The organism is Algoriphagus sp., from assembly GCF_046296635.1.
GTDB lineage: Bacteria > Bacteroidota > Bacteroidia > Cytophagales > Cyclobacteriaceae > Algoriphagus.
This window is the reverse complement of record NZ_JBKBKZ010000002.1, coordinates 174,162-199,047: the sequence shown is the minus strand read 5'-3', so window position 1 is coordinate 199,047 and position 24,886 is coordinate 174,162. Positions and strand designations below refer to the sequence as shown.

The 24,886-nt window shown below is 41.3% G+C and carries 20 protein-coding genes; 14 read left to right on the top strand and 6 right to left on the bottom strand.

From position 1 onward, the window contains the following. The first annotated feature begins 1 nt into the window (after position 1). Together tatC and rpiB are read left to right on the top strand one after the other, a co-directional pair. Positions 2-859 (top strand): twin-arginine translocase subunit TatC, encoded by an 858-nt coding sequence (gene tatC / locus ACK4HU_RS03005; RefSeq protein WP_409803364.1) that lies wholly within the window; start codon positions 2-4, stop codon positions 857-859. A gap of 3 nt (positions 860-862) precedes the next feature. Continuing rightward, the gene (rpiB, locus tag ACK4HU_RS03000) at positions 863-1,300 is read left to right on the top strand and encodes a ribose 5-phosphate isomerase B (RefSeq protein WP_409803363.1); all 438 of its coding nucleotides are present in this window, start codon (positions 863-865) and stop codon (positions 1,298-1,300) included. Between the two features lie 72 nt (positions 1,301-1,372). On the opposite strand, the gene ACK4HU_RS02995 is transcribed toward rpiB, so the two are convergent. Then, entirely contained in the window at positions 1,373-3,007 is a 1,635-nt protein-coding gene (locus ACK4HU_RS02995) for a S8 family peptidase (protein ID WP_409803362.1), read from the bottom strand. A 109-nt stretch (positions 3,008-3,116) separates the two neighbouring features. Beyond that, complete coding sequence (locus tag ACK4HU_RS02990) at positions 3,117-4,508, bottom strand: hypothetical protein (protein WP_409803361.1); 1,392 nt, start codon at positions 4,506-4,508, stop codon at positions 3,117-3,119. Between the two features lie 84 nt (positions 4,509-4,592). Between ACK4HU_RS02990 and rbfA the strand changes: the two genes are divergently transcribed. Together rbfA and ACK4HU_RS02980 are read left to right on the top strand one after the other, a co-directional pair. Further along, the gene (rbfA, locus tag ACK4HU_RS02985) at positions 4,593-4,979 is read left to right on the top strand and encodes a 30S ribosome-binding factor RbfA (RefSeq protein ID WP_409803360.1); all 387 of its coding nucleotides are present in this window, start codon (positions 4,593-4,595) and stop codon (positions 4,977-4,979) included. Positions 4,980-4,990: 11 nt separating this feature from the next. Next, positions 4,991-6,217, top strand: coding sequence for an FtsX-like permease family protein (locus ACK4HU_RS02980; protein ID WP_409803359.1), 1,227 nt, complete (start codon positions 4,991-4,993; stop codon positions 6,215-6,217). On the opposite strand, the gene ACK4HU_RS02975 is transcribed toward ACK4HU_RS02980, so the two are convergent. Then, positions 6,218-7,414 (bottom strand): tetratricopeptide repeat protein, encoded by a 1,197-nt coding sequence (locus ACK4HU_RS02975; RefSeq protein WP_409803358.1) that lies wholly within the window; start codon positions 7,412-7,414, stop codon positions 6,218-6,220. 166 nt (positions 7,415-7,580) lie between these two features. On the opposite strand from ACK4HU_RS02975, the gene ACK4HU_RS02970 reads away from it, so the two are divergent. The 3 genes from ACK4HU_RS02970 to ACK4HU_RS02960 all read left to right on the top strand — a co-directional run bounded on the left by ACK4HU_RS02970 (position 7,581) and on the right by ACK4HU_RS02960 (position 11,326). Next, positions 7,581-8,177: a hypothetical protein gene (locus ACK4HU_RS02970; RefSeq protein ID WP_409803357.1), complete on the top strand. Its 597-nt coding sequence runs from the start codon at positions 7,581-7,583 to the stop codon at positions 8,175-8,177. Between the two features lie 112 nt (positions 8,178-8,289). Continuing rightward, entirely contained in the window at positions 8,290-9,462 is a 1,173-nt protein-coding gene (gene solA / locus ACK4HU_RS02965; protein ID WP_409803356.1) for an N-methyl-L-tryptophan oxidase, read from the top strand. A 76-nt stretch (positions 9,463-9,538) separates the two neighbouring features. Further along, positions 9,539-11,326, top strand: coding sequence for an ABC transporter ATP-binding protein (locus ACK4HU_RS02960; RefSeq protein ID WP_409803355.1), 1,788 nt, complete (start codon positions 9,539-9,541; stop codon positions 11,324-11,326). On the opposite strand, the gene ACK4HU_RS02955 is transcribed toward ACK4HU_RS02960, so the two are convergent. Beyond that, positions 11,323-11,994: a methyltransferase domain-containing protein gene (locus ACK4HU_RS02955; protein WP_409803354.1), complete on the bottom strand. Its 672-nt coding sequence runs from the start codon at positions 11,992-11,994 to the stop codon at positions 11,323-11,325. The two genes, ACK4HU_RS02960 and ACK4HU_RS02955, sit on opposite strands and share 4 nt — an antisense overlap. Before the next feature lie 156 nt (positions 11,995-12,150). On the opposite strand from ACK4HU_RS02955, the gene ACK4HU_RS02950 reads away from it, so the two are divergent. Continuing rightward, entirely contained in the window at positions 12,151-13,521 is a 1,371-nt protein-coding gene (locus tag ACK4HU_RS02950) for an exopolysaccharide biosynthesis polyprenyl glycosylphosphotransferase (protein WP_409803353.1), read from the top strand. After that, entirely contained in the window at positions 13,487-14,446 is a 960-nt protein-coding gene (locus tag ACK4HU_RS02945) for a class I SAM-dependent methyltransferase (protein WP_409803352.1), read from the top strand. The genes ACK4HU_RS02950 and ACK4HU_RS02945 overlap by 35 nt, the downstream gene beginning before the upstream one ends. Here ACK4HU_RS02945 and ACK4HU_RS02940 read toward each other — a convergent pair. After that, the gene (locus ACK4HU_RS02940; protein ID WP_409803351.1) at positions 14,436-15,350 is read right to left on the bottom strand and encodes a universal stress protein; all 915 of its coding nucleotides are present in this window, start codon (positions 15,348-15,350) and stop codon (positions 14,436-14,438) included. The genes ACK4HU_RS02945 and ACK4HU_RS02940 overlap by 11 nt on opposite strands. Before the next feature lie 232 nt (positions 15,351-15,582). Here ACK4HU_RS02940 and ACK4HU_RS02935 point away from each other — a divergent pair, with 232 nt between their 5' ends. The 5 genes from ACK4HU_RS02935 (at position 15,583) to crtD (ending at position 23,745) form a co-directional block, all read left to right on the top strand. Continuing rightward, positions 15,583-16,125 carry a 2'-5' RNA ligase family protein gene (locus ACK4HU_RS02935; protein WP_409803350.1) on the top strand — a complete coding sequence of 181 codons (543 nt, stop codon included), beginning with the start codon at positions 15,583-15,585 and terminating at the stop codon, positions 16,123-16,125. Between the two features lie 492 nt (positions 16,126-16,617). Beyond that, the gene (locus ACK4HU_RS02930) at positions 16,618-19,692 is read left to right on the top strand and encodes a SusC/RagA family TonB-linked outer membrane protein (RefSeq protein ID WP_409803349.1); all 3,075 of its coding nucleotides are present in this window, start codon (positions 16,618-16,620) and stop codon (positions 19,690-19,692) included. 26 nt (positions 19,693-19,718) lie between these two features. Beyond that, entirely contained in the window at positions 19,719-21,263 is a 1,545-nt protein-coding gene (locus tag ACK4HU_RS02925; protein ID WP_409803348.1) for a RagB/SusD family nutrient uptake outer membrane protein, read from the top strand. Positions 21,264-21,814: 551 nt separating this feature from the next. After that, positions 21,815-22,087 (top strand): TMEM175 family protein, encoded by a 273-nt coding sequence (locus tag ACK4HU_RS02920; RefSeq protein WP_409803347.1) that lies wholly within the window; start codon positions 21,815-21,817, stop codon positions 22,085-22,087. Between the two features lie 185 nt (positions 22,088-22,272). Beyond that, complete coding sequence (gene crtD / locus ACK4HU_RS02915; protein ID WP_409803346.1) at positions 22,273-23,745, top strand: 1-hydroxycarotenoid 3,4-desaturase CrtD; 1,473 nt, start codon at positions 22,273-22,275, stop codon at positions 23,743-23,745. A 610-nt stretch (positions 23,746-24,355) separates the two neighbouring features. On the opposite strand, the gene ACK4HU_RS02910 is transcribed toward crtD, so the two are convergent. After that, a complete protein-coding gene (locus ACK4HU_RS02910; protein WP_409803345.1) occupies positions 24,356-24,856 on the bottom strand; it encodes a regulatory protein RecX in 501 nt (166 codons plus the stop codon). Positions 24,857-24,886: the final 30 nt, after the last annotated feature.

Sequence of the window (24,886 nt, the reverse complement as noted above, 5' to 3'; positions counted from 1 at the left end):
AGTGGCCCTAGATCAAGTTCAAGAAGAGGAAGAAGGAATGTCGTTTTTGGATCATTTGGAAGCCTTGCGCTTTCACTTGCTTCGATCTGTTGCGGTTATTCTGATCTTTTCAGTTATTGCCTTTTTGGCAAAGAGTGTCGTTTTTGGGATGCTCATACTTGGGCCTTCCAAAGTAGATTTCTTTACTTACCGTGTGCTTTGTGATTTAGCTAATTGGCTGGATGTACCTGCTCTCTGCATTGATGAACTCCCTTTCACGATTCAAAGCCGTCAAATGACAGGGCAGTTTTCCATGCACATGACATCTAGCTTTATAGTAGGATTCATTGCAGCTTTTCCCTATGTATTTTGGGAGTTTTGGCGATTTATCAGTCCGGGTCTTTATGATAAAGAAAAAAATGCAGCTAGAGGTGCGGTCTTCTTCGTAAGTTTTCTCTTTTTGCTGGGTGCGGCTTTCGGCTATTACGTATTGGCACCGCTTTCTATTAATTTTTTGTCAAACTATCAATTGGATCCTACCATTCTTAATGAATTTGACATCACCTCCTACGTGAGCACATTGGTGATGTTGGTTCTCGCTTCGGCGATTATGTTCCAATTGCCAGTAGTGGTTTATTTCTTGTCCATGTCAGGTCTGGTCACTTCAAAAATGTTGAAAGCTTATCGAAAGCACTCCATTGTGGTGATTTTGGTTCTGTCAGCTATCATTACTCCACCGGATGTGATTTCGCAATTGCTCATATCAATGCCAATCATGGTCTTGTATGAAGTGGGGATCTCGATAGCAAAAAGACTTGAGAAAAAGCGAGCCATAGCTGAAGCTGAATACCTAAAAAATCATCCAACTGAAGAAGAATAGATCATGGCTAAAAAAATTGCAATCGGAGGTGACCACGCAGGATTTGAATACAAGGGAAAATTGATTCAAAAACTTACCTCTCTTGGATTTGAAGTGAAAGACTTTGGGCCTTTTTCTGACTCCTCAGTGGATTATCCTGACTACGTGCACCCCTTGTGTTTGGCAATCGAAGAAGGTGAATTTGAACTGGGAATCGTAATCTGTGGAAGTGGAAATGGAGTAGCAATTACTGCAAATAAACATCAGGGAATCCGAGCAGCACTTTGTTGGAATGAGGACCTCGCTGCCCTCTCCCGTCAGCACAATAATGCTAATGTGATTGCTTTACCTGCACGATTTATTTCGTACGAGCATGCTGAACGCCTAACTGAGATCTTTCTTAACACGGCTTTTGAAGGTGGAAGACACCAAAATCGAGTAGATAAAATAGCTTGTCGCTAAAATCTGTTTACCACATAAAAAAGGCCTCGGAACAATTTTCCGAGGCCTTTTTGGTAATAGTAAGATTTCTATTTACAGAATGATTTCTCTGCGGGATACTTGATCAGCTAGAATGATGGCGTTGTACAGATTTGCAATTTTTCCTGACTTGGAAATTTCAGCAAATGATTTTTCGGAACCTTCAGGCCCACCGATCATCACTTTGATTTGAGGTTCAATTCCTGAATTCATGATGATGTATTTAACCTGAACTGCTGTAAGCTCAGGATAGTAAGAACGGATCATTGCTGCCATTCCTGCTACAGCCGGTGCTGCCATAGAAGTGCCTCCTTGAAAATCATATTCGTTATTTGGCATGGATGAATAAATCCCGTCACCGGGCGCAAAAATATCCACATTCAGCTTTCCATAATTTGAAAATGACGCCACCATCTCAGGGCCAAAGCTGGAGGAAAGTGCGCCTACTGTGATGACATTATCCGAAATTTCAGGAGAGTTTCGGAGCTTGTGATCATTTGGAAAATTGGGGTTTTCGGGATCATCCAAATCTGCTCCGTCATTTCCTGCAGCATGAACAAATAAAACATCCTTGGATGCCGCATAAATTAAGGCTTCATACACCCATTCTGCATTTGGGGAAAACCCTTTGCCAAAACTGGCATTGATGACTTTAGCTCCGTTGTCCACTGCATATCGGATAGCCAAAGCCACATCTTTATCATATTCATCTCCATCAGGTACGGCACGAAGGCTCATGATTTTGACGTTTTTGGCTACGCCATCCACTCCTTTTCGATTGCCTCTTGTAGCCGCAATTATGCCTGCTACATGAGTTCCATGACTTTCCTTGGAATCACGAATATTTGGATTCCCATTTCCGTATTTTCGGTCATTGAAGTCATAGGGATTATCACCCACTGGCTTTCGTCCATCAAAATCGACATTCAGATGATAATCTACTTGTCCTTGGTAGTAGTTGATCCCCTGATTGAGATCGGCAAGTGCAGTAGGAATATCCTGACCCATTCCCATCACCTGAATCAAAACTCCTACGAGTTGCTCTTCCTGAGGTGTTTTTGGAGAATATTTTTCTAAATCTTCAATGGAATAATACTCTTTTCCTAACTCCTTTTGGATGTTTTGATGAGCCATGCTTACAAACTGCTCTATTTGCTGCAGTTGAGGCAGTCCCTCTTTAGCTTCCGGAAGTTTGGAGTCTAATGCTGCTTTAGCTGCCGCCTGATAAGTTTCAGTTCCGATTTTAAGCCGGATGATTCGGGCGATTTCCATCTGTTCATGATAGGATTCACCTAAGAAATTAAACCCATGAATATCATCGATATAGCCGTTGCCGTCGTTGTCAATTCCGTCCCCCGGCTTTTCTCCTGGATTTACCCATAGGACATCCTTGATATCTTCATGATTGAGATCTATTCCTGAGTCGATTACTCCTACGACGACTGTTTGACCTTTTCTCTTTTTCAAAAGCTCATTATAAGCCCGATCCACACTCATGCCTGGAATGGTGTCCCTTATCAAATCCAAATGGCCCCAACGCTTGGTGTCGGAAACAGACAGTTCGGAGATTCTGGGTGAAATATTAGTGTAGGAAATCGGGGGAGCGGTAATTACAGCTGAGGTGCTGCAACCCATTACTAGCAGTCCAATACTTAAGCTGGCTAGTGATTTAAACAAGGGTTTATTCATTTGATAAAGGTAATTTGGTACAGAAGAAGAATAAAGGATGTAATGTTAAAATTGGTAAAGCCAGTATCGTGCTATGATAGGATGGGGTTTAGAAATAGTGCCAAAACTTTTATTTCAACCGAAAAATTCCTGGCTGAGTTTCAGTATATAGATTTTTGAGCGCGGGGAGTTCCTCCAGAAGATTTTTGAATATCCCAGCAGGGTCTACTACTACCTGAGGTTTCTGAATGGTAAGATTTTGGAAAATTTTAGCTTTTTGTTCCAGTGATTTTTCAGAATCCACGTAGGCCTTGGTCAGATTGAAGTTCAAAAATGGGCCACCAAGCGAATTATCAAGAAAAGGACTGGAATCTGAGGATAGGACCATGATTTTTTCGCCTGATTGACCTATATATTCCTTTGATCTTTCTACAAAATAAGTTGAAGAGGTAGTCAATAGCACTTGATTATACCACCATCCCAATGCTGGAAGTCCGAAAAGGAGAATCAAAAATGCTAATTTTCCAATCAAGCCTCTGCCGATATTTAGAAAAAACTGGGTAATCAAATAAGTCAATCCCGGGATGAAAATTAAAAGATGGTAGGTTGCTTGTCTTTTATTCAGAAATAAGCCACCCAGAGAAATTATCAACCACAGGATCATTATTTGACGCTGCTTTTGCTGATTAATCGTAGCTCCTCTTAGGACTGCGCTATAGAAATACCCAACTAAAGCAATCAAAACAGGAAAGGCTCCCAAAATTGCCCAAGTTATTAGTGATTGATAATTATATTTTTCGTAAGTGAAAATTAGGGGAAAGATTTGCAAGGTTTCCTTGAGCCCATCATTCCAAAAGAAAAACACCAAAATCAAAAGTAGAGGCAAGAAAAATCCAATCAGGGATAAAAATAGCTGACGAAAGGAAAAGCCGCTGATCGCAATTCCTGTAAATATCATAAAGGGGAGGAAAATCCCAAAATTCAAATGAAACCCCGTCGCTATTCCACCATAAATTCCAATCAATAAGGTGGATTCGCTCGTCTCTTTCTGAAGAACGGTCTGAGAAAATAGCTGTCCGATTGCTAGAACAAGAAATGTACTTCCCAACAAAGCCGGTGACAGTCCAATCATATCAAATGAAAGATGGAAGAGGGCAGTCATAATGATTGCTGGCAAGTAGGTATTTTCTTCAAAAACCCTATAGCGAATCAAAACTGAATTCCAATAAATCACTTGTACAAGGACCAATAATCTTCCGATGAGTTCATAAGCCCACTCACTTCTTCCAAAAACGAAGTAGACAATAGCAAAAAATCCGGCGGAAAGGGGCCCTGTATCATCAATGATATCTTGATAGATAAAATAGCCATCACTCAATCGTTCACCCAAAACCATCCAGAGAAGCCTTGGTTGAGTAATTGGAAATGAAAAAAATCCAAGCATCAGGATTGCAAGCAAAATCAGGTAGATAGCTACTCCAATTAGTCTAAATGGGTCGTTTACTTTGAAAAAACTTAACAAGGTTTTGGTGTAGAGTTGTTAGGATTGGGTCGAAATTAAAGCTTGCCCAAGTATTTCGCTAAATTTGTTCCACAAATACTTCACATGGAAAGCAAAAGACAACAAAAATACTCGAAGCTCATACAAAAAGAGCTTGGTGATATATTTCAGAAGGAAGCAAAACACCTTATTGGAAAAGCCATGGTCACCATTACCCGTGTCATGGTCAGTCCCGATCTGGGTTTTGCAAAGGTTTATGTAAGTTTTCTCTTAGCCGACCCAAAGGCCGCCTACGAACTGATCAATGATCACAAGAAAGAAATCCGTCATCATCTTTCCAAAAGAATCGGGAAGTCCGTTCGGGTCATTCCTGAAATCGCATTTTTTCCGGACGATTCGGCTACCTATGCCCAGTACATGGATAAGGTAATATCTGATCTAAATATTCCTCCAGCACCTCCGGAGGAAGAGAATGAAGAAGACGAAGATTAATCGTAATTGCCTTGAATTTCAGTTCATTTATAGCCGGACGCTATTTTCGAAGTAAGAAGAAGCGAAATTTCATCACAGTCTTGTCAATCATTTCTATGGTAGGCGTAGCCGTAGGTACGATTGCATTGGTCGTGGTGATGTCGGTCTTTAATGGATTGGAGGATTTGATCCGTGGATTGTTTGCGAGTTTTGATGCAGAACTGAAGATAGAACCCAGCTCTGGAAAAAGTTTTCTCGCACCTAAAGAGTGGCTCAGTGAAATCGAAAAGATCGAAGGTGTTTCAACCTTGACCGAAGTGATCGAGGATAATGCGCTATTCGAGCATGACGGCAATCAGATTGTTGCCAAAATTAAGGGAGTGTCAGCTAATTTTTTGGATCAGGGAAGATTCTCGAAAGGATATTATTGGGGAGATACCTCATTGGGAACGGATATTAGACCTGGAGCAATATTGGGCCGAGGTGTCGGGTTTTTCCTTTCTGTAAATTTAGAGGAGGTCAATTCGATAGTAAAAGTCTTCTATCCGAAAGCACCCAGATCTGCGGCCAGTATTGATCCAAGCCAGCTATATGCATCGGCACTGCTAGAGCCCCGTGGATTCTTCAGCATTGATCAGCAGTTTGATGACGGATACGTGATTGCCCCCTTACATTTTACCCGTGACCTGCTGAATTATGGCGAAAAACGGACTTCCCTTGAAATTAAGGTTAAGGATGGATACAAAGTAAATGATGTTCAAAAGTCCTTAAAAAGCTTCCTGGGTCCTGAGTTTTTGGTCAAAAATGCAGACGAGCAGCATGCAGGAATAATCCGGACTGTCAAGCTCGAAAAGCTTTTCGTATTTCTCACGCTGACTTTTATTTTAGCTATTGCCTCCTTCAATATTTTCTTTTCGCTCAGCATGCTAGCGATCGAGAAGAAAAAAGATATTGCCGTCCTGAAAGCAATGGGTGCAAGAGACCGATTGATTCGTGAAATCTTCCTCAAGCAAGGAGCGTTGATTGCATTTAGCGGAGCTGTAATCGGCCTTGTTTTGGGTTATCTGCTTGTAGTAGCCCAAGATACTTTTGGATTGGTTTCCTTAGGGATTTCTTCAGCGGTGATTGATGCATATCCGGTACGAATGGTTTGGACTGACCTCATTTGGATCAGTGCTGCTGTCATTTCCATTACGCTATTGGCTTCTTGGAGACCGGCGATTATTGCTTCCCAAGTGGATACTGTCCGTGAATTGTAACTATTTGCAGACCTTTTCCCGAGCTTTTCCGGCTTCATCCATTCCGAGATTTTTTGCTTCGAGAAGGTCCGGGCAAGCATCAGACAGCTTTCCCATCCGCTGATAGGTAATCCCTCTGTGATAAAATCCGGAGGCAAATTCAGGGTCAAGAGAAATTACAATTGTAAAATCAGCCACTGCTGCCTCGAGATTTTCGCTGACATAGCGCGATTGCCCTCTTGCAAGATAGTAATCAGGGTTTTCAGGTTCGATGGCTATCGCATCAGAAAAATCAGCTTCAGCTTTTCCCCAGTTTTTCTGACGATAGTAAATTTTTCCTCTATAAAAATAGGATTCCGAGTCCTCAGGGTCCATCGAAATAGCAATCGAAAAGTCTTCAATTGCTCCACTTATGTCTTGGTGATTCATTCGATAAAAGCCACGCTGCTTGTAAGTCTGTGAATTGCCTTCCGAATCTGCGATTACCTGATTGAGTTGTTCTTGGAAAATAGCATCTCCACCAGTTTTTACCAAAGCCAAGCCTTGTTTAGCTGGCAGATGATCAGGATCAAGTTGCAGCGCAATCTCAAAGGACTCAATTGCGGGCACATTATCACCTAATCGGGCTAATGCACGTCCTTTTTCGGCATGGAAATCTGCCATGCTTGGATTGAGAAGGATCGCTTCGTCCAAATAGAGTAATGCAAAATCATATTCTTCCAACTCGATACTGCAGAGGCCAAGGTGGTAATATGCATCTTCCTCACTAGCTGTCTGCGCCGTAGTGACACTGGAGACGGCATTGTCACCCGGAGCTATTTTGAAAAGAATTCTAGTGGTTTCTCCAGGAGGGGTTTTGAGAAAACTTTCAAAATCCGACATCGCTTCCTCGTATTGTTGCAATTGATATCGAACCCTTCCTCTTTCAAATAACGCCTCTGCATAACCTGGATTTAAGGTCAGCAAACTGCTAAAATCACTCAAAGCCCGATCAAAATTCCTTTGATTTTGAAAGGCTTGACCTCTTAGCCATAGGGCTTCCTGATCAGTCGGATGGGTTTGAATCCATTGGTCAAAAAAGGATTGAGCTTCCGTCCATCTTTGATTTTCAAAAGCTAGCATACCCAATTCAAATGCTTGATTCGAATTTGAAACCTGAAAGGACCAAACGGAATTGGAAATCAAAAACAACAAAATAAAGGATTGGATAAACTTCATAATTTAAGTGAATTCGTATTCATTTCGGTGTTTGAAAAAATCTAAAATTAACAGGTTGCCAATAAGTTGTTAAACTTTAGCTCAAGAATATTGCGCTTTTTTGATCTAAGGCATATTTCTTGTTAAATTCTAAAAAATTTTATTCATCCTTAATTTCCCCCTTAAGATGATCAAATCTCTAATCCTGAATTTACTTTTCGTTTTTTCCGGAATTTCTATCGCTTTTGCCCAAGATTCCACCGCCACTCAAAACTCCCTCCGCTCGGGGAATATCATTAGCCAATTTGATTACATCTATCGGGTTTCAAATAATGTTCAGGAATATGAGGTGGTTAAAAAATCCCACCTTGAACAGCTCAAAGCCAATGTCTTGGATTCTATTCGAACAAGAACCAAAGAGGTTTCAGAATTAAAAATTCAATTGTCGTCCCTGAATGACACTGTAATAACCTCGAAAAACCAGCTTTCTGCTGAAATTGCCGAGAAAAATCAAGCGATTGCAGATCGTGACAATTTCAGTTTCCTAGGGATAGGAATTCAAAAGTCAGCATACTCCACCATGATGTGGGTTTTGGTTACGGTTTTGGCCGTGGCTTTAGCGTTTTTTGCTGTCCAATATTTCCGAAGCTCAAGTAAAATCTCAAAGGCAGAAAAAGATCTGATGGATGTTCAGGAAGAGTTTGAGCAGCATCGGAAAAACACCTTGGAGCGTGAGCGAAAATTAAAGCGAGAGCTGATAGATGCGCAGATGGGAAAAAATTAACATGCGGAGGCTGTCTCAGAAGGCTTGATTATGTCAGCCTGAGCGGAGTCGAAGGCCATTTGCAACGAATAGAGTGGCATTTCGACTTCGCTCAATGTGACAAACATCAGTTATGAGACAGCCTCTTTTTTGTTTACTAGCCTATCTTGTACTCATGTCAAAAGAAATCTACCCCAAATACGACATAGTAGTCATCGGCCTCGGTGCTGTGGGGAGTGCTACGCTTTTCAAATTGAGTAAAAGTGGAAAAAGAGTCCTTGGAATTGATCGGTTTGAGCCACCACATACCATGGGATCCAGTCATGGAGAAAGCCGGATTACTCGCTTGGCAGTCGGTGAAGGAGAGGATTATGTGGCTTTAGCTAAACGATCGCATCAAATTTGGAAGGAAATCGAAGCAGAAACTGGCGTTCAAATCATGACCACTACTTCCGGGGTTTTGTTGGACTCCGGAATGCAGCCTTGGGGTAAGCATGGTTCGGAGGGGTTTTGGCAGCGGACTGTTTCTTTTGCAAAAAGTCAAGAAGTCAAACATGAAATCCTGGATTCTAATTCTTTCAGAGCTCGATTTCCAGCGTTCAATCTTGAACCGACGGGACACGCTTATTTGGAGTTTGATGCTGGATATCTTCGTCCTGAGCTCGCAATCCAAACGCAACTTGAATTGGCTGGAAAAAATGGAGCGGAGCTCTGGTTTAACTCACCAGTGGAGGAGCTCTCAAAATCCGGAAAAGATGTTTTGATACGCAACGAAAAGGGGGAAATACTGGCCAAAAAGGTGTTGATTAGCGCTGGAGGTTGGATCAAGGATTTTTTACCTGATTCGGAAAAGCCAAGGTTTCAAATCTGTCGACAAGTTCTTCACTGGCTGGAAATTGAAAATGGAGCCATTGATTGGACAAAATATCCTGTTTGGATGTGGGGATTTGGTGCAAATCCTGAGGATTTCATATATGGCTTTCCTTCCTTAGATGGTAAAACTGTCAAAATTGGCTCGGAGTCTTTTATTGACGATGAGCATCCCGATTTTTTAAACCGAATCGTAAGTGCAGAAGAGCAGGACTTGTTTTGGAAAGAAAAAGTGAATGGAAAAATTTTGGGACTGAAGCCAAATGTTGTCCAATCTGTAGTTTGTTTCTACACTGTGACCAAAGATGCCCGTTTTGTCATTGAACCTTTGGATGGGATGCCAAATGTCATGATCGTGTCAGCCTGCTCGGGTCACGGATTTAAGCACTCCGCTGCTTTGGGTGAGCAACTCGCAAAAATGTTAACTGAAGAATAGCCTCAGGAGGCATGCTTTTTTTCTGTCATTTCTCTGGCTAAAACGCTACTTTTGCGACTGAAAACCACATATTAGAATGGCCAAAAAACGAGGAACTGCGCTGGAGCCCGAGGAGAAACGAAAATTAAATAAGCAGAATCTAAGTAAACTGGGAGGTATTTTTCGGTTTTTAATGCCTTATAAACTGGCATTTATTTCGGGATTAATCTTTCTGCTTTTTTCATCATTGACTTTATTGACATTTCCCTTTGTAGCAGGCAAGCTGATCGACACCGCGCAAGGATCGACTTGGATCGTCAATGATGTCAACTCCATTGCTTTGATCTTGATAGGGATTTTGGCTGTGCAGAGCATTTTCTCTTTTTTTAGAGTTTGGCTTTTTGCCCTAGTTTCCGAACGGTCCATGCGGGATATCCGACTGCAACTTTACAGTAGGTTAGTGCGGCTTCCGATGACTTTCTTTGACAAAAGACGCACGGGAGAGCTGATCAGTAGAATCACAGCCGATGTCAGTCAATTACAGGATACTTTTTCAACAACCTTGGCTGAGCTGTTCCGTCAGGTCATTACATTGGTAGCCGGTATTGGGTTTTTGTTTTTCAATACTCCCAAACTGACCGTTTTTATGCTGGGGACTTTCCCTGTTTTGATTTTGATAGCGATGGTTTTTGGTCGCTTCATCAGAAAATTATCCAAGAAAACTCAGGACGAACTAGCTGCTGCCAATGTCATCGTGGAGGAAACTTTGCAGTCCATTAGCACCGTGAAGTCTTTTGTGGGTGAAGCCTACGAGTCCGCCCGCTATGGAAAAGGACTCAATTCAGTAGTCGGCGTTGCCTTGACTACAGCAAAATATCGTGGTGCCTTTATCTCATTTATTATTTTCGCCCTTTTTGGCGGGATCGTGGCCGTGATGTGGTACGGTGCCAGCTTAGTTGCAGAAGGCCAAATGAGTGTGGGCGAGTTGGTTTCATTTGTTCTTTACACCACTTTCATTGGTGGGTCGATTGCTGGTTTAGGAGATATTTACAGTCAGCTTCAAAAAGCCATCGGTAGCTCGGAGCGGGTTTTGGAGATCATGGATGAAGAACCTGAATCTGAATCAGGGGCCAGTTCAGACAAATTTGAAGGAAAAATTGAATTTTCGAATGTTGGGTTTCAATACCCTACACGTCCCGAAGTCCAGGTGTTGAAAAACGTTTCGTTTGAGATTCAATCCGGTGAAAAAGTAGCTTTGGCGGGGCATTCTGGGGCGGGTAAGTCCACGATTATCCAGCTGCTTTTACGCTTTTATGAAACCGATAAGGGGGTAATTCGAATCGATGGTAGGGACGTGAGAGATTGGGACCTCAAGGTATTGAGAAGTAAAATCGGCACAGTTCCTCAGGAAGTCTTGCTTTTTGGAGGATCCATTAGTGAAAATATTGCTTATGCGAAACCTGGTGCTACCGAGGACGAAATTATCGAAGCAGCCAAAAAAGCCAATGCCTGGCAGTTTATATCTCAATTCCCGGAAGGACTCGAAACGCTCGTGGGTGAGCGAGGTGTCAAGCTTTCTGGAGGTCAGCGACAGCGAGTGGCCATTGCACGGGCAATTCTAAAGGATCCCGCTATTTTGATTTTGGACGAAGCCACTTCCTCGCTCGATGCTGAATCTGAATCCTTGGTGCAGCAAGCTCTCGACGAATTGATGAAAGGCCGAACCACGCTAATCATAGCGCATCGTCTGGCCACGATAAGAAAGGTGGATCGTATCTATGCGCTAAGTGAAGGCAAAATCGTGGAGCAAGGCAGCCACAAAGATTTGCTTGCCGATGAAGAAGGATTCTATGCCAACTTGGTCCGTCTCCAGTTTGCGGATTAGCGGAAATTGTGTGCAGTCAGAGATTTAGTCAATCCCAGGATTGTCTCCTTCAATAACTTTGAGGCTGGGAAAAGCCTTTTCATTTCCGCTGCATTTAGTAATCTGATTTCGTTCAGGTATTGCTGTGCATCCTGAGGTTTCCATCGTTTGAATCTGCTCAATTTCGTCTTAGTCAATAGCATGAAGAGCAGACTTTTGGGAAGGTATTGAGCAAAGGGAAGGGCGTAATGTGCTTCCACAGGAAAATATTTATTTGGAGTCTGAATGAAATATTTTCTTCCTACACGCTGGATTTCATTTGCCATTTTTCGCTGATTTCCAAAGGTATATAAGTGCTCAATGACTGAATTTGAAAATACTAAGTCGAATTGTTTATCCGTGAATTCCGTCATGTCCGTCGCATCACCAATTACTGAATTGATATGAGGGTGAGTTGTTTTTTCAAGCCGAAGATTCAAAAGCGTGATTCGTACTCCCGGAATATTAGGGATTTGGCTTTTTTTCCAGAAATAATCCGTTCCACCCACATCCAAAATTAAAATTGGCTTTTCGGGATTGAAGTTTCTGAAAAAGAGTTTTTCAAATTTTCGAAGCCGGTTGGCCCGAAATTTGGCACCAAGGGATTTTGGGTGATCTGATGATGCAAACAGATCGTTAATAAAAGTCATAGAAAGGTAAACGTCATTTAGGAAACACAAATAAATTCAAAAGTAATCAGCTGACAGAATTTCTTTCTTAAATTTAAGGCGAGAAATTTTAAGCTTAACCCTAATTCTTGTCTGGTTTTTGCTTTTGCCAGACAAATCTAGTTTGTTATAATTTTTATGAAGAGAAGATTCGATACCTATTTTCCATGGCTATTTACTGCCATTGACTTTTTGGCTTCCTTATTTTCCTTGCTGATAGCTAATATTTTACTTCAATTGTCAGGCGTATTTGGGGGAGCAGGATTTGCAGCTTTTCTTCCGCTTTCGATGCTTTGGTTGCTTATTTCATCGCTTCGAAAAGATTATAAGATCGGACGTACAGACGAATATGATCATACCCTGAGAAATCTTCTCGCTACTCTTTTGTGGTTTTTGGCCGTCACTTCCATTCTTTGGACTCCTCTGCAGAATGGAAATTTCAGATGGATTCAAATTACCGGCTTGGGAATTACGATGGTATTTTTGATGGGAAGTTTCCGTGTGCTGGTTCACATGTTTTTAAGACAATATCGGGCCAAAGGGAATAATTACAGCAATGCAGTAATAGTGGGTAAAGGGGGTACAAGCCCTAGACTTGCAGATGTTTTTAGAATCAGGAAAGATTTTGGAATAAATTTTCTGGGATATTTTGACGATCAGGCTGATTGCAGTCAGACGCGAGGAGGGATTAATGAGTTTTTTGGCCAAGCTCCCAATTTAGATTTGGATCTGATTTACATTCATGAGCAATTGGATCCTGTGCTTGTAAAGCGCGTGATTAATTTTGCGGATGAGAACTACATCAAGGTGAAGATGATTCCCGGGGGAAGCTTACAATTGGAAAAAAACCTATCCTTCTCCAAATACGGAGATTTCTTCGTGATCAATGTCAATGACATTCCTCTCGATAATCCAATAAACAATCTCGCGAAACGCGCCTTTGATATTATTTTCGCCAGTCTTGTCACCCTATTCATTCTTTCTTGGTTGATCCCTTTGGTTGGGATTTTGATCAAGTTGGAATCTAGAGGTCCTGTCTTTTTTATCCAAAAGCGAAATGGAGTAAATAATAAGGTGTTTAATTGCCTGAAGTTCCGATCGATGACTCCCAACGATTATGCGGATTCAAAGCAAGCCACCAAAAATGATCCTCGAGTTACAAGAATAGGATCATTCCTCCGAAACTCATCTTTGGATGAAATGCCTCAATTTCTCAATGTCCTGACAGGAGACATGTCAATCGTGGGCCCTCGCCCTCATACGATTCCCATGAATGAGACTTTCAAAATGCAGATTGAAAGATATAATTCCAGACATAAAATCCGGCCAGGAATTACCGGACTTGCGCAGGTAAAAGGATACCGGGGTGAAATCGAAAATACACATCAAATCAGATCTCGAGTGAGGTTAGATTATTTTTATATCAACAATTGGTCGTTTTTTCTCGACATGGGCATCATGGTGAAGACGATTCATGAATTACTTTTCAACAGGGAAAATGCCTATTAGTCACTCCACAAAATGTAAGTTTTGTGGTAGCTCAGATCAAAATTTTTTCAAAGCTAAAGAGCGTATGTTGGGTTTGGGAGGAGAATTTACCTACTCAGAATGCCTGTCCTGTGGTTCTTTACAACTTGTGACTGTTCCTGATGATTTGTCCAGTTACTACCCTGCCGGTTACTATTCCTTTTTGGAATTGAACAAATCTAATTTTCTAACTAGAGCGCTTAAAGGTCTTCGGATTCGTGCATATCTTAAGTTGGGATTGACATTTCAGGCTCCGATGTACGGTTATTGGCTTAGAAAACTCCAACCTGGTTTTTCGGCTCGAATAGCTGATGTCGGTTGCGGAAATGGACAACTGCTCTATGAACTTTATGCCAGCGGATATTCCGATCTGCAGGGTTTCGATCCCTTTATTGAAAAAGATATTCAGATTGCTCCTGGAGTGAAATTATGGAAAGGGAGGATTGAAGATTCGGCAGATACCTTCGATATTATCATGATGCATCACGCATTTGAGCATATGGATGACCCCCATGCTGTTTTAAAAGTTTGTTTTGAAAAACTTAATCCCGGTGGAAAATTGCTTATTCGATGTCCTGTAGCAGATGCTGAGGTTTGGAAAGAAAGCAGAGAGCTTTGGGTACAACTTGATGCACCGCGACATTTAATAATCCCAACGGTGAAGGGGCTCAAAATGAAAGCTGAGCAGGTAGGATTTTTACTGGATGAAATTGAGTTTGACTCTTCTGACTTTCAATTCTGGGCCACAGAGCTGTATCGAAGAGGAAAGATTTTGGACGAAGAGAAAGGAAGTGCTTTTCTGACGATAAAAGAAAGACAATCCCTAAAAGAAAAAGCCCTCCAGTACAATCAGGAGGGCAAAGGAGATCAAGCCTGTTTTTATTTCAGAAAACCGGTTAAATCTTAAGTAGCGCATCAAAGAACCCCATGGTTTCCCCTTTTTTCTTGAAAATCAGCATCGGAAGATATTTATTGGCATGAATTAACTTTTCAGCTGTACTTCCAAGCAATATTGCCGCAGAAGTAGTTCTGCCTCTCGAACCCAGCAAAATCAAATCAGCATCGACCTTTTTGGCGAATTCTAAAATCAGATTTCCCGGATTTTTGCCTTCATTGAGTAGTGTTTCACATTCCAAATCCGGGTAATTATGCTTGCTGACAAATTTCTTGAAATCTGCTTTGGCATTTTCTTTCATAATCTCGGAAAACTCCTCGAAGGACTTACCGGTTTTTGAATAGCCATTGGGCACCTCATATAAGTGAAGGGGGACAAGTTCAGCGCCGAGTGTATCCGCAACTTGTTCGGCAAATTCATAGATGATGTGATTATGTGCGGAGAAATCAGTTGCTATCAATATTTTCTTGGGGAATTTGATAGGTCGTTTTTCCTGAACCAAGAGGATCGAGCAAGGCGCTTTTTTAGCAACTCCATCGGCCAAGACTCCATGTCCGGGCATGGTGTCTTTTCTGCCCATGATGACAAGATCCACATTTTTGATTTTTGCCCATCGTAAAAATGTATCCAAAGGATGGCTTCCTTCATCGACTAGGACTTCTGATTCTAATTCCTCAGGAAAATTGTACTCCTTTAGTTTATTATTAATAATCAATTCGATGGATTCATCCGTTGGGGTGATTAGGTTGGGGAATTTCTCGAGGATATCATTGGGGATTTCCAAGTTTTTGGCCACATGCACGAAATAGCATTTTTCGATTCCTAAAAATTTTGCAAAAACTGCCGTTTTTTTGATCAGAATGTCATCCATCTCGGTGAGATCAAGACCAATCATGGCTCTGGAAAAGAATTTCATAGGATTATAAATTTGATTTTAAAGGTCATTTCTGCCTGGGCTCGATTCACATGTCTAATTATTATGCCAATGTGTGGCTTACTCGTCATGTATGACTGCTTCAGGATGGCTCGTTTTGATAATGTTTGGTTTATTTAGGCTTAAGTTAAAATATTGAATCAGAAAATCGAACAGATTTTTTTAAATGATGATATGTGATGGTTTTCAAGGTTAATTTGCAAAGATGAAAATCATGAGAAAATACTTTTTGGCATTAGTACCACCGGCTGATATTTTGGAAAAAGCACATAATATCAAGTTACTGATTCGTGATGAGTTTGGGATCAAATATGCATTAAAATCCCCACCTCACATTACGCTAAAGATGCCTTTCAGCTATAATGAGGCTAAGGAAATGATTCTTGAGAAAAAGCTTAGTGATTTTTTGAAAGGGCAAGATCGATTTTTAGTCAAGATTCAGGGAGTGGGGACATTTGGAAATCGGGTAATTTTTTTGAAGATCGAAAAAACGCCTGAATTAGAACTGCTTCAATCTTCATTGAAGACATTTTGTAAAAAAGAACTGAACCTGATCGATGAGTTAAGTGACAGAAATTATCACCCACATCTTACAGTGGCATTTAAAGATCTAAAGCCAAATCAGTTTGCTGAAGTTTACGATTTGGTTAAAGAAAATAGTTTCTTCGCAGAGTTCTTTGTTGATGATTTAGTAGTGCTAAAGCGTATGGATCAAAAATGGACGCTAGATAAAAGAATAGCCTTTGGAAAGCGTTAACAGGCGAAGAATTCAATTTTTTGCTTGATTTACATGAAAAAGTTGAAAATTTTTTACAAAAAAACAACTTGCAGAAAATTTTGATAATTTTTCAAAATGGTTAGGAAGATTTTGAATTCAATCAACTAGCATAGAACTTATTCAGAATTTAATTATGAGTTTAATAAAAATACAAAATATTATCTAAATATTAATTAATTGTTATCTTTAAAAGATTGATTTTTTTAATTGTACAATACCAATATGCAAAATTTTAATAAAGGGTTTTATAATAACATAAAATTTTATACCCTATTAATATAAATAAATGTTACTTTATTCGGATTTATGAAGTAAATCCATTTTTGATTCGAATTTATTTTTATTTATTGCCGATTTGCAAAATATAATACTGTTTATTCAATCCATTAGGTGCTTTTTAAGATTTGTTTACATGGCACCCAAGGCCTCATATTAGCTCTCTGAATGTTAAATCAACTAAATCAATTACCTATGAAGAAAGTTTTATTAGGTTTTGCCCTGAGTTTTCTGACTATCGTGTCGGTACTTGCGCAATCCAAAACGATCACTGGTAGGGTGACTTCGGCCGAAGAGCCTGAAGGTATACCAGGAGCCAGCGTGGTGGTCAAAGGCACCACTCAAGGAACCATTACCGACTTGGATGGATCATATTCGATCTCTGTCCCACAAAACGCAAATACTTTGGTATTTAGCTTTGTTGGTTACCTGACTAAGGAAATGCCAATTGGCTCAAACTCTGTAATCAATGTAAGCATGGCTACAGATGTTAAAGTTTTGAATGAAGTGGTAGTAACGGGTTACGGTACTCAGGAAAGAAGAGATATCACAGGATCTGTGGCCTCTATCAGTAATGAGTCAATAGAGAATCTTGTAGCACCTTCTTTCGATACGCAACTAGCAGGTAGAGCAGCGGGTGTATCTGTCACTGTACCAAGTGGTATCTTGGGTGCTAGACCAATCATCCGAATCAGAGGTGTAAACTCCCTTTCGGGTGGAGCAGATCCATTGATCGTAATAGATGGTGTACCAGTAGTAGATTCTGACCGATCAGGCGCAGTAGCTTCTAACCCACTGGCAAACATCAACCCAGCTGATATCCAGTCTTACGAAGTATTGAAGGATGGATCAGCTACGGCTATCTACGGTTCCAGAGCGGCAAACGGTGTAATCCTGATTACTACTAAAAGAGGTCAAACTGGAAAAGCTCAAGTAAACTATAGCGTCAGTGCAGGTATTAATGAGGCTGTAGCACAGTTTGACCTGTTGACTGGTGATGAATGGGTACCAATTGCAAACGAAAAAAGAGCAAACGTAAATGCTTCTGCTCTTGCAAACCCAGGAGTTAACACGGATTGGCAAAATGCTGTACTAAGAAGAGGAACAACTCAACAGCATAACCTTTCAATCAGTGGTGGATCTGAGGCTACTAAATACTTCTTCTCTTTGGGCTTCACTGACCAGGAGTCTGTGGTTAAAACCAATGATTTGAAGCGATATGCTTTCAGAGCAAACATTGATCATGCAATCTCCAAGAAAGTGAGGATCGGTACGAGCATGTCTTATGCTTACACTGAAATCACAGGTTTAAATAATGGAGCAAACTCTTTATCCGGAGCCATTTATAATGCAACCCGTTCATTGCCAAACGTTCCGATTTTTGATCCTGCAAATACGGCATTCCAAGGGTACAATATCACAGCAAATGGCGCAACTACTGGCTTTGGTGCTAACCTTGCCGGTCCTGACAACAATATCCCGAACATCGCTTACATTTTAGAAAACAACTTCTACAGAGGCAGAAACCACAGATTGTTGGGCAATGCTTTCGCAGAGGTGGATATCGTGACTGGATTGACTGCAAGAACTCAGATCGGTATCGATTTGACAATGGCAGATGATTTCACTACGCTAAATCCGAGACATGGTGATGGAAGAAGTGCAAATGGTTCAGTAACCATGGCTTTCAACCCGGCTTTGAGATGGAACTGGCAGAACACCTTGAACTATCAGACTGTATTGGCTGATGATCATAATATCAATGTAACTGCCGGTGTAGAATACCAGTATACCAATTTCTACAACTTCTCAGCCTCAGGTACAGATTTTTCTGATGAGTTCTTCAGATTGAGAAACTTGATCTCTAACTCTTATAACAATCAGTTCTCTGGTGGTGGATTCCAAGAGCAGGGTTTTGATTCTTATTTTGCAAGATTCAACTACAGCTACAAAGGGAAATACCTATTGTCATTCGCAGTAAGAAATGACGGTATTTCACAATTGGCTAAGGAAAACAGAAGAGGTACTTTCCCAGGTGGATCTATCGGATGGAGAGTATCTGACGAAGGATTCTTTAACTCAGAATTGATTTCTGACTTTAAAGTAAGAGCATCCTATGCTGAAGTTGGAAACGTAAGCTTACCAGGCGGTTCATTCCCTTATGCAGGTGGTTTCGGTCCAGTACAAGCAGCTGCAGGTGCAGGAATCGGTTATTCCAATGTGGCTAACGTAGCCTTGCAGTGGGAAACTTCCAAGAAATTCAACGTTGGTTTGGATATGACGATCGGTAAAGTGACGATCTCTGCTGATTACTTCAAAAACAACGTAGATGGAATCGTATTGAATGCGCCAACCGCTCCTTCATTAGGTATACCAGGGAACAACATCAGCCAGAACGTGGGTGCGATGTATAACGAAGGTGTTGAATTTCGTGCTGTTTCAAATGTCATCAACCGAGGCAGATTCTCTTGGAATACCGACTTCAATTTTACTTTTATCAAAAACGAAGTAACCAACCTGGTTCAGCCGTTGACGGGTACTTACAACAGAACCGAAGTAGGTGGTCCAATCGCTCAACTTTACGGATTTAAGTGGGCTGGTGTAAACCCAGCAAATGGGAATGCGATGTATTTCTCAGGCGAGAACATCGTTCAACTAGTTGGTGCTGCCACTTGGAGAGCCTTTGATCCGGCTAATCCAGCCGTAACGACTACTCCTGGTACTGCTCCTACTCAATTCTTCTTAGGAAATACACTGCCTAAGTATCAGGGTGGTTGGTCAAACAACTTCACTTTCGGAAATTTTGATGCAGAAATTTTCATCAGATATTCTGGTGGAAACTACATCATGAACGAATCTTTAAGAGGTCTAATGGGTCTAGGTTTCTCCAACAACCACAGAGAAATCTTGGGTAGATGGACTGAAAGCGGTCAGGTGACTAATGTTCCAAGACTTTATGCTGGACGTGACGCCAATACTTGGCAGACTTCTGCTGCTAACGACCGATTCATAGAAAAGGGTGATTTCGTAAGAGTTCAAAACATGACTGTGGGATACAGAATACCAGCAGCTACCTTGAACAGTGCCTTCAGTGGTGCAATCAGATCAGCCAGATTCTTCGCACAGGTTCAGAATCCATTGATATTTACTAAGTATTCCGGAATTGATCCTGAATCTAATCAGTTTAGTGGTCAGTTGAGCTTTGGTATTGACTGGAACGTAGCTCCAATCATCAGAACTTGGTCTGTGGGTCTTAATGTTGGATTCTAATCAAACCACCTAAAATCGAACAAAAAATGAAATCAATACTAAAAAATAAAATAAAGACAGCGTTTGTCGCTTTGGCGATGGTAGGAATCACTTCCTCCTGCGAAGTGACTGACCTGCAGCCTGCTAACATTATCCCTGATGCAGAGGCATTTGCCGATGGTAACAGAGTGAATGCAGCAGTGTTGGGTATCTATGAATCTGCGCAACGTGGATTCTATCTTGGAGCAGTTCAGCGTGGATATCCATTCGGAGCAGCATCTACTCAGCAAGGTGATATGAGAGGTGAAGACATGTACAACGATCAGTTGTTCTATGAAATCACCTATATCAATGGTCAGAACCCTCAGACAGCAAATAATAACGGACAGTGGATCTCTCTTTACAGAATGATCAACCGTGCTAATATTGTGATCGAGAATCTTCCAATTGCACAGACTAGCGGCGCGATAACTACTGAGGTGATGAATCAATTTATGGGAGAGGCGCTTTATCTTAGAGCCCTTGCACATCATGAATTGGTGCTTTATTTCTCAAGACCATATTCTGATGATCCATCGGCGATGGGGATTCCTTACCGTACATTTGCTATCAATGACGTGTCTAAAGTTGGACCGGGTGAAGCAGTGGGAAGAGGAACAGTACAGCAGGTTTATACACAACTTTTGGCAGACTTAGATGAGGCTGAAGGTTTGTTAAACTCAAGTACCAATCCATTCAGAGCACAAAAAGGAGCTGCCATAGGTTTGAAAGCAAGAGTTAAATTGCACATGAAAGATTGGGCAGGTGTATTAACCGAATATAATAAGTTGGTAGGAAAATACTCCGTAACTGCCAATCCATTGGCCCCATTCAGAAGTGGTGGAATTACAAGTGACAACATTTTCTCTTTTGAGAACACTCAGAACTCCAATCCGGGAGTAAACGGAGCATTGGCCAACATGTATGGCAATCCAAATCTAGGTGCTAGAGGTCTTGTAAAAATCAGTCCATTGATTTGGAGAGCATCTTTCTGGCATCCGGAAGATACAAGAAGAAGCATCAGAGGTACAGCAGATGGATTGGTGAGTCAAGGACCACTTGGAATGTTTACTAACAAATACATCGATAATACTACGTTCTCTGACAAGTCTATTATCATGAGATTCTCTGAGGTTGTCCTTGCAGCAGCTGAGGCGAATGCAAGATTGGGCAACACAGCTGCTTCAATTACTTTGTTGAACTCTGTAAGAAGCAGAGCATTGCCAGCCACAGTTCCAGCATACACTGCAGCTAGCTTTGCAAATACAGATGCCTTGATCGACGCGATCATCAATGAGACCAGAATCGAATTCCTTGCAGAAGGTAGAAGATTCCCTAACATTCACAGATTGTCAGGAGAGGGTAGAATGGCAGGAATTCCTCCAAAAGCTACTTCCAGATCTATCACCGGAATTGCCTTCTACACAGGAACTGGGACGATTCCAACGGATCACTCGCTTCCATATGCCAGCAATCTATTTATCTGGCCTATCCCATTGGTGGAAATTCAAACCAACGTATCTGCACCATTGACGCAGAACCCAGGATATTAATATTCTAATAAGGTTTTAAGTTAAAAGTCCGATTCATTAGAGTCGGACTTTTTTTGGTTTTTGACTTGGGGCATTACCGGTTTTTAAGGGAAGATTTTTTAACCACAGAGTGCACTGAGAAATTAGGTGAAATCCATCATGGGCGTGTTTTGTACCACCAGCCTCACATTTTTTACAATCCTTTCTGAGTGCACGGAGAAAGCTAAAGCTTTGTTTTTTTGCCACGAAGGACGCGAAGGCATGGAAAGGAATTTTACCAGAGGCGTTAAGTAACTCCTGGTTTTTTTTACAACATAGAAACATAGGGCCATATAGCTTTCCATTCCTCAAAGGTTCAAGGTCAAAAGGATATACGCTCCGCTTTATATTGCCAGCGCAAGGGAATGTAAATGGTTAAGGTCTGTGGGGACACAGACCTTGGACCCGGCGGTGTATTATTTAATGCGAAGGAAAAGAATAGAATTACTATAGGTACACTTGGGCTTCTGCAATTTTTTCAGGTATTTAAAAATCAAATCCCTGTAAGCAAGACACATCCAACCTGAATGCATATGATTCGACAGGCCTTATCCAAAGAAATTACTTCTACAGATTTCCGATTGCGTGGAAAAGAACCGGGTCGATTAGAGAATTTCAGCGATGCGATTTTTGCATTGGCAATCACACTGCTCCTGATTTCCACCTCACCACCAAGCAGCTTCGAACAGGTGAAGCGTTTTGGCTATGAGTTATTCCCTTTCTTGGCTTGTATTACTTTGATCACACTTATCTGGCATGAGCATTTCCAGTTTTTTTGCGGTATGGAATACGAAATAGCCGCATGATAGTACTCAATACTTCTCCTTCAATTAATTTCTGAACTTGAACAGTTCTTGTACCAGTAAATCCGGTACCACTAAAAGTTGCAGTTTATCCCCATAAAGCGGAAGAAAAAAAGAGGAAAAAATTTTTAAAAATAAATTCAAACTCATGTAATTAATCGCCAGTTAATTAAGGTATCATTGACCAAATGGAAGAAAAAGCCCTCATCATCGGTTCCGGAATAGCAGGTATAGCAGCGTCAATCCGCTTGGCATGTAAAGGTTATCAAGTCGAAGTTTTCGAGGCTAATTCCTATCCAGGCGGTAAACTTTCCGAGTTGGTGATCAATGGATATCGCTTTGATGCCGGACCATCATTGTTCACTTTGCCGGAGCAAGTGGAGGAGCTTTTCAAACTAGCTGGTCAAAATCCTGATGATCACTTCGAGTATCTAAAGTTGGATGTTGCCTGTCATTATTTCTGGGAAGATGGAAAGAAGCTCAAAGCCTGGTCTGATATCAATCGATTTTCGGATGAGGTGGAGACTAAGTTGGGCGAACCTGCTGGACATATTCGTGAATCACTTATGCGATCCGCATTTATCTATGATCACTTGGCGCCGCTCTTTATGCACCGATCATTGCACAAGTTTGGAACTTGGACTAATCCCCAAGCGCTCAAATCCTATCTGAAAATGGGGAAGCTAGGAATCTTTTCCACGATGAATAAATCCAACGAGCGGCAGTTTAATAATCCCAAATTGGTGCAGCTTTTCAATCGATATGCAACATATAACGGCTCCAATCCCTATGAAACTCCAGCTACGCTAAATATCATTCCTCACCTCGAGTTCAATATCGGTGCATTTTTTCCAAAAAAAGGAATGCATGACATCACCATGAGTTTGTACAAACTGGCAAATTCCCTTGGAGTGAAATACCACTTCAATTCCCCGGTGGAAGAGATTGTGGTTGAAAACGGAAGAGCAGTGGGTGTGATTGTCCAAGGTCAAAAAGTCCGCGCTGACTTTGTAGTTAATAATATGGATATGGTCAATGCCTATAAGACCATATTGAAAAAGCAAAAGCAGCCCAAGCTTTTATTAAATCAACCAAAGTCGAGTTCTGCACTGATTTTTTATTGGGGAATTACCCAGAATTTTCCTGAGCTTGATCTACATAATATCCTTTTCAGCGAGGACTATAAAACCGAGTTTGATCACATCTTCAAAAAAGGAACGATCTATTCAGACCCGACTGTATACATTAATATCACTTCAGTCTATAAATCAGACGATGCCCCTGCTGACTGCATGAATTGGTTTACGATGATCAATGTGCCAAACAATCAGGGTCAAGACTGGGACAGCATGATCGCTGAGGCAAGAAAAAACATCATCTTGAAAATCAACCGAATTCTAAAAACCGATTTGGAACCCTTGATCGAAGTAGAAGAAATCCTTGATCCAAGGACCATCGAATCCAAAACATCTTCAGCCCAAGGTGCCCTCTATGGCAATAGCTCCAATAATAAGTTTGCAGCATTTCTCCGCCACGCCAATTTTTCTTCCGATATCAAAAACCTGTATTTCTGCGGTGGATCGGTTCACCCTGGAGGAGGAATTCCGCTGTCGTTATTGTCCGCAAAGATTATGACGGAATTAGTGGTCAGTAATCAGTGATCAGTTTTCAGAATGGAAAAGTAGTGGTGAATTTGTGAATGGTAAGTGGTTAAAGGTGAGTGGTCAGTAGGCAGTCGCAGTTGACAGTTTTGGAATGTTGGAGGTTTAACAAATACTGGGTGTTTAGTTCTTACATGGTTAATTGAACAGTTTCTTCACAACTAACGAAACTGCTCAAAAGGACCTTCTAACTTCCTAGCTTCCCTCCTCGGTCAACCGACACCGGACATATTCAGAAGCAAGAAACAAGACACAGGATTGGAGACTATTGCCCAAAGTTTAGCAGCCTACAACCATGACAACCCGACAACAACGACAACTATTACAACCAGTTAAGAAACAAGACACAGGATTGGAGACTATTGCCCAAAGTTTAGTCGCCTCCAACCATGACAACCCGACAACAACGACAACTATTACAACCAGTTAAGAAACAAGACACAGGATTGGAGACTATTGCCCAAAGTTTAGCAGCCTACAACCATGACAACCCGACAACCATTACAACCAATCAAGAGACGCAAGAAACAAGAATCAAGCCGGGCAGGCTATCGACCCCACTGCAACTGCGACTGAAAACTGATCACTGCGACTTCAAACTGACCACTGATCACTGCAAACTGGAAACCGCTTCCTGCGCCAAATCCTGCTCAAATCCTCGACTCATTAGATATTGAACTACCTTGTATCGTTTTTTGAAAGCATCTTTTTCAATAGTCTTTTCCCACTTTTTTTCTGCCTGAGTCAAAAGGGCATCGTAATATTCCTCGGGATCAATTTCCGAAAGTCCATACTGAATACAGCGAGGACTGATTTCCCGCATTTTCAGTTCTCGGGTGATTTTAGCTTTGCCCCAATGCTTGATTCGGAATTTGCCTCGGGCAAAAGCTCTGGCATATCGCTCTTCATTTAAAAAATCCGAAGAAATCATTTCGGCAATAAGTTCCTCGGCAGCATCCCCTTTTATTCCTTTTTCGTTAAGTTTGCGGCGCACTTCCCACTGACTGCGCTCCTGATAAGCGCAGTAAGTTTCAAGTTTTCCCTTAGCCTCATCGAGTGACCAATACTTTTTTGGAGCTTGATTTGGGTAATTTTCTCCCCAACCGGACATTTTTGTTAATTTTAGACCAAATTACCCCAC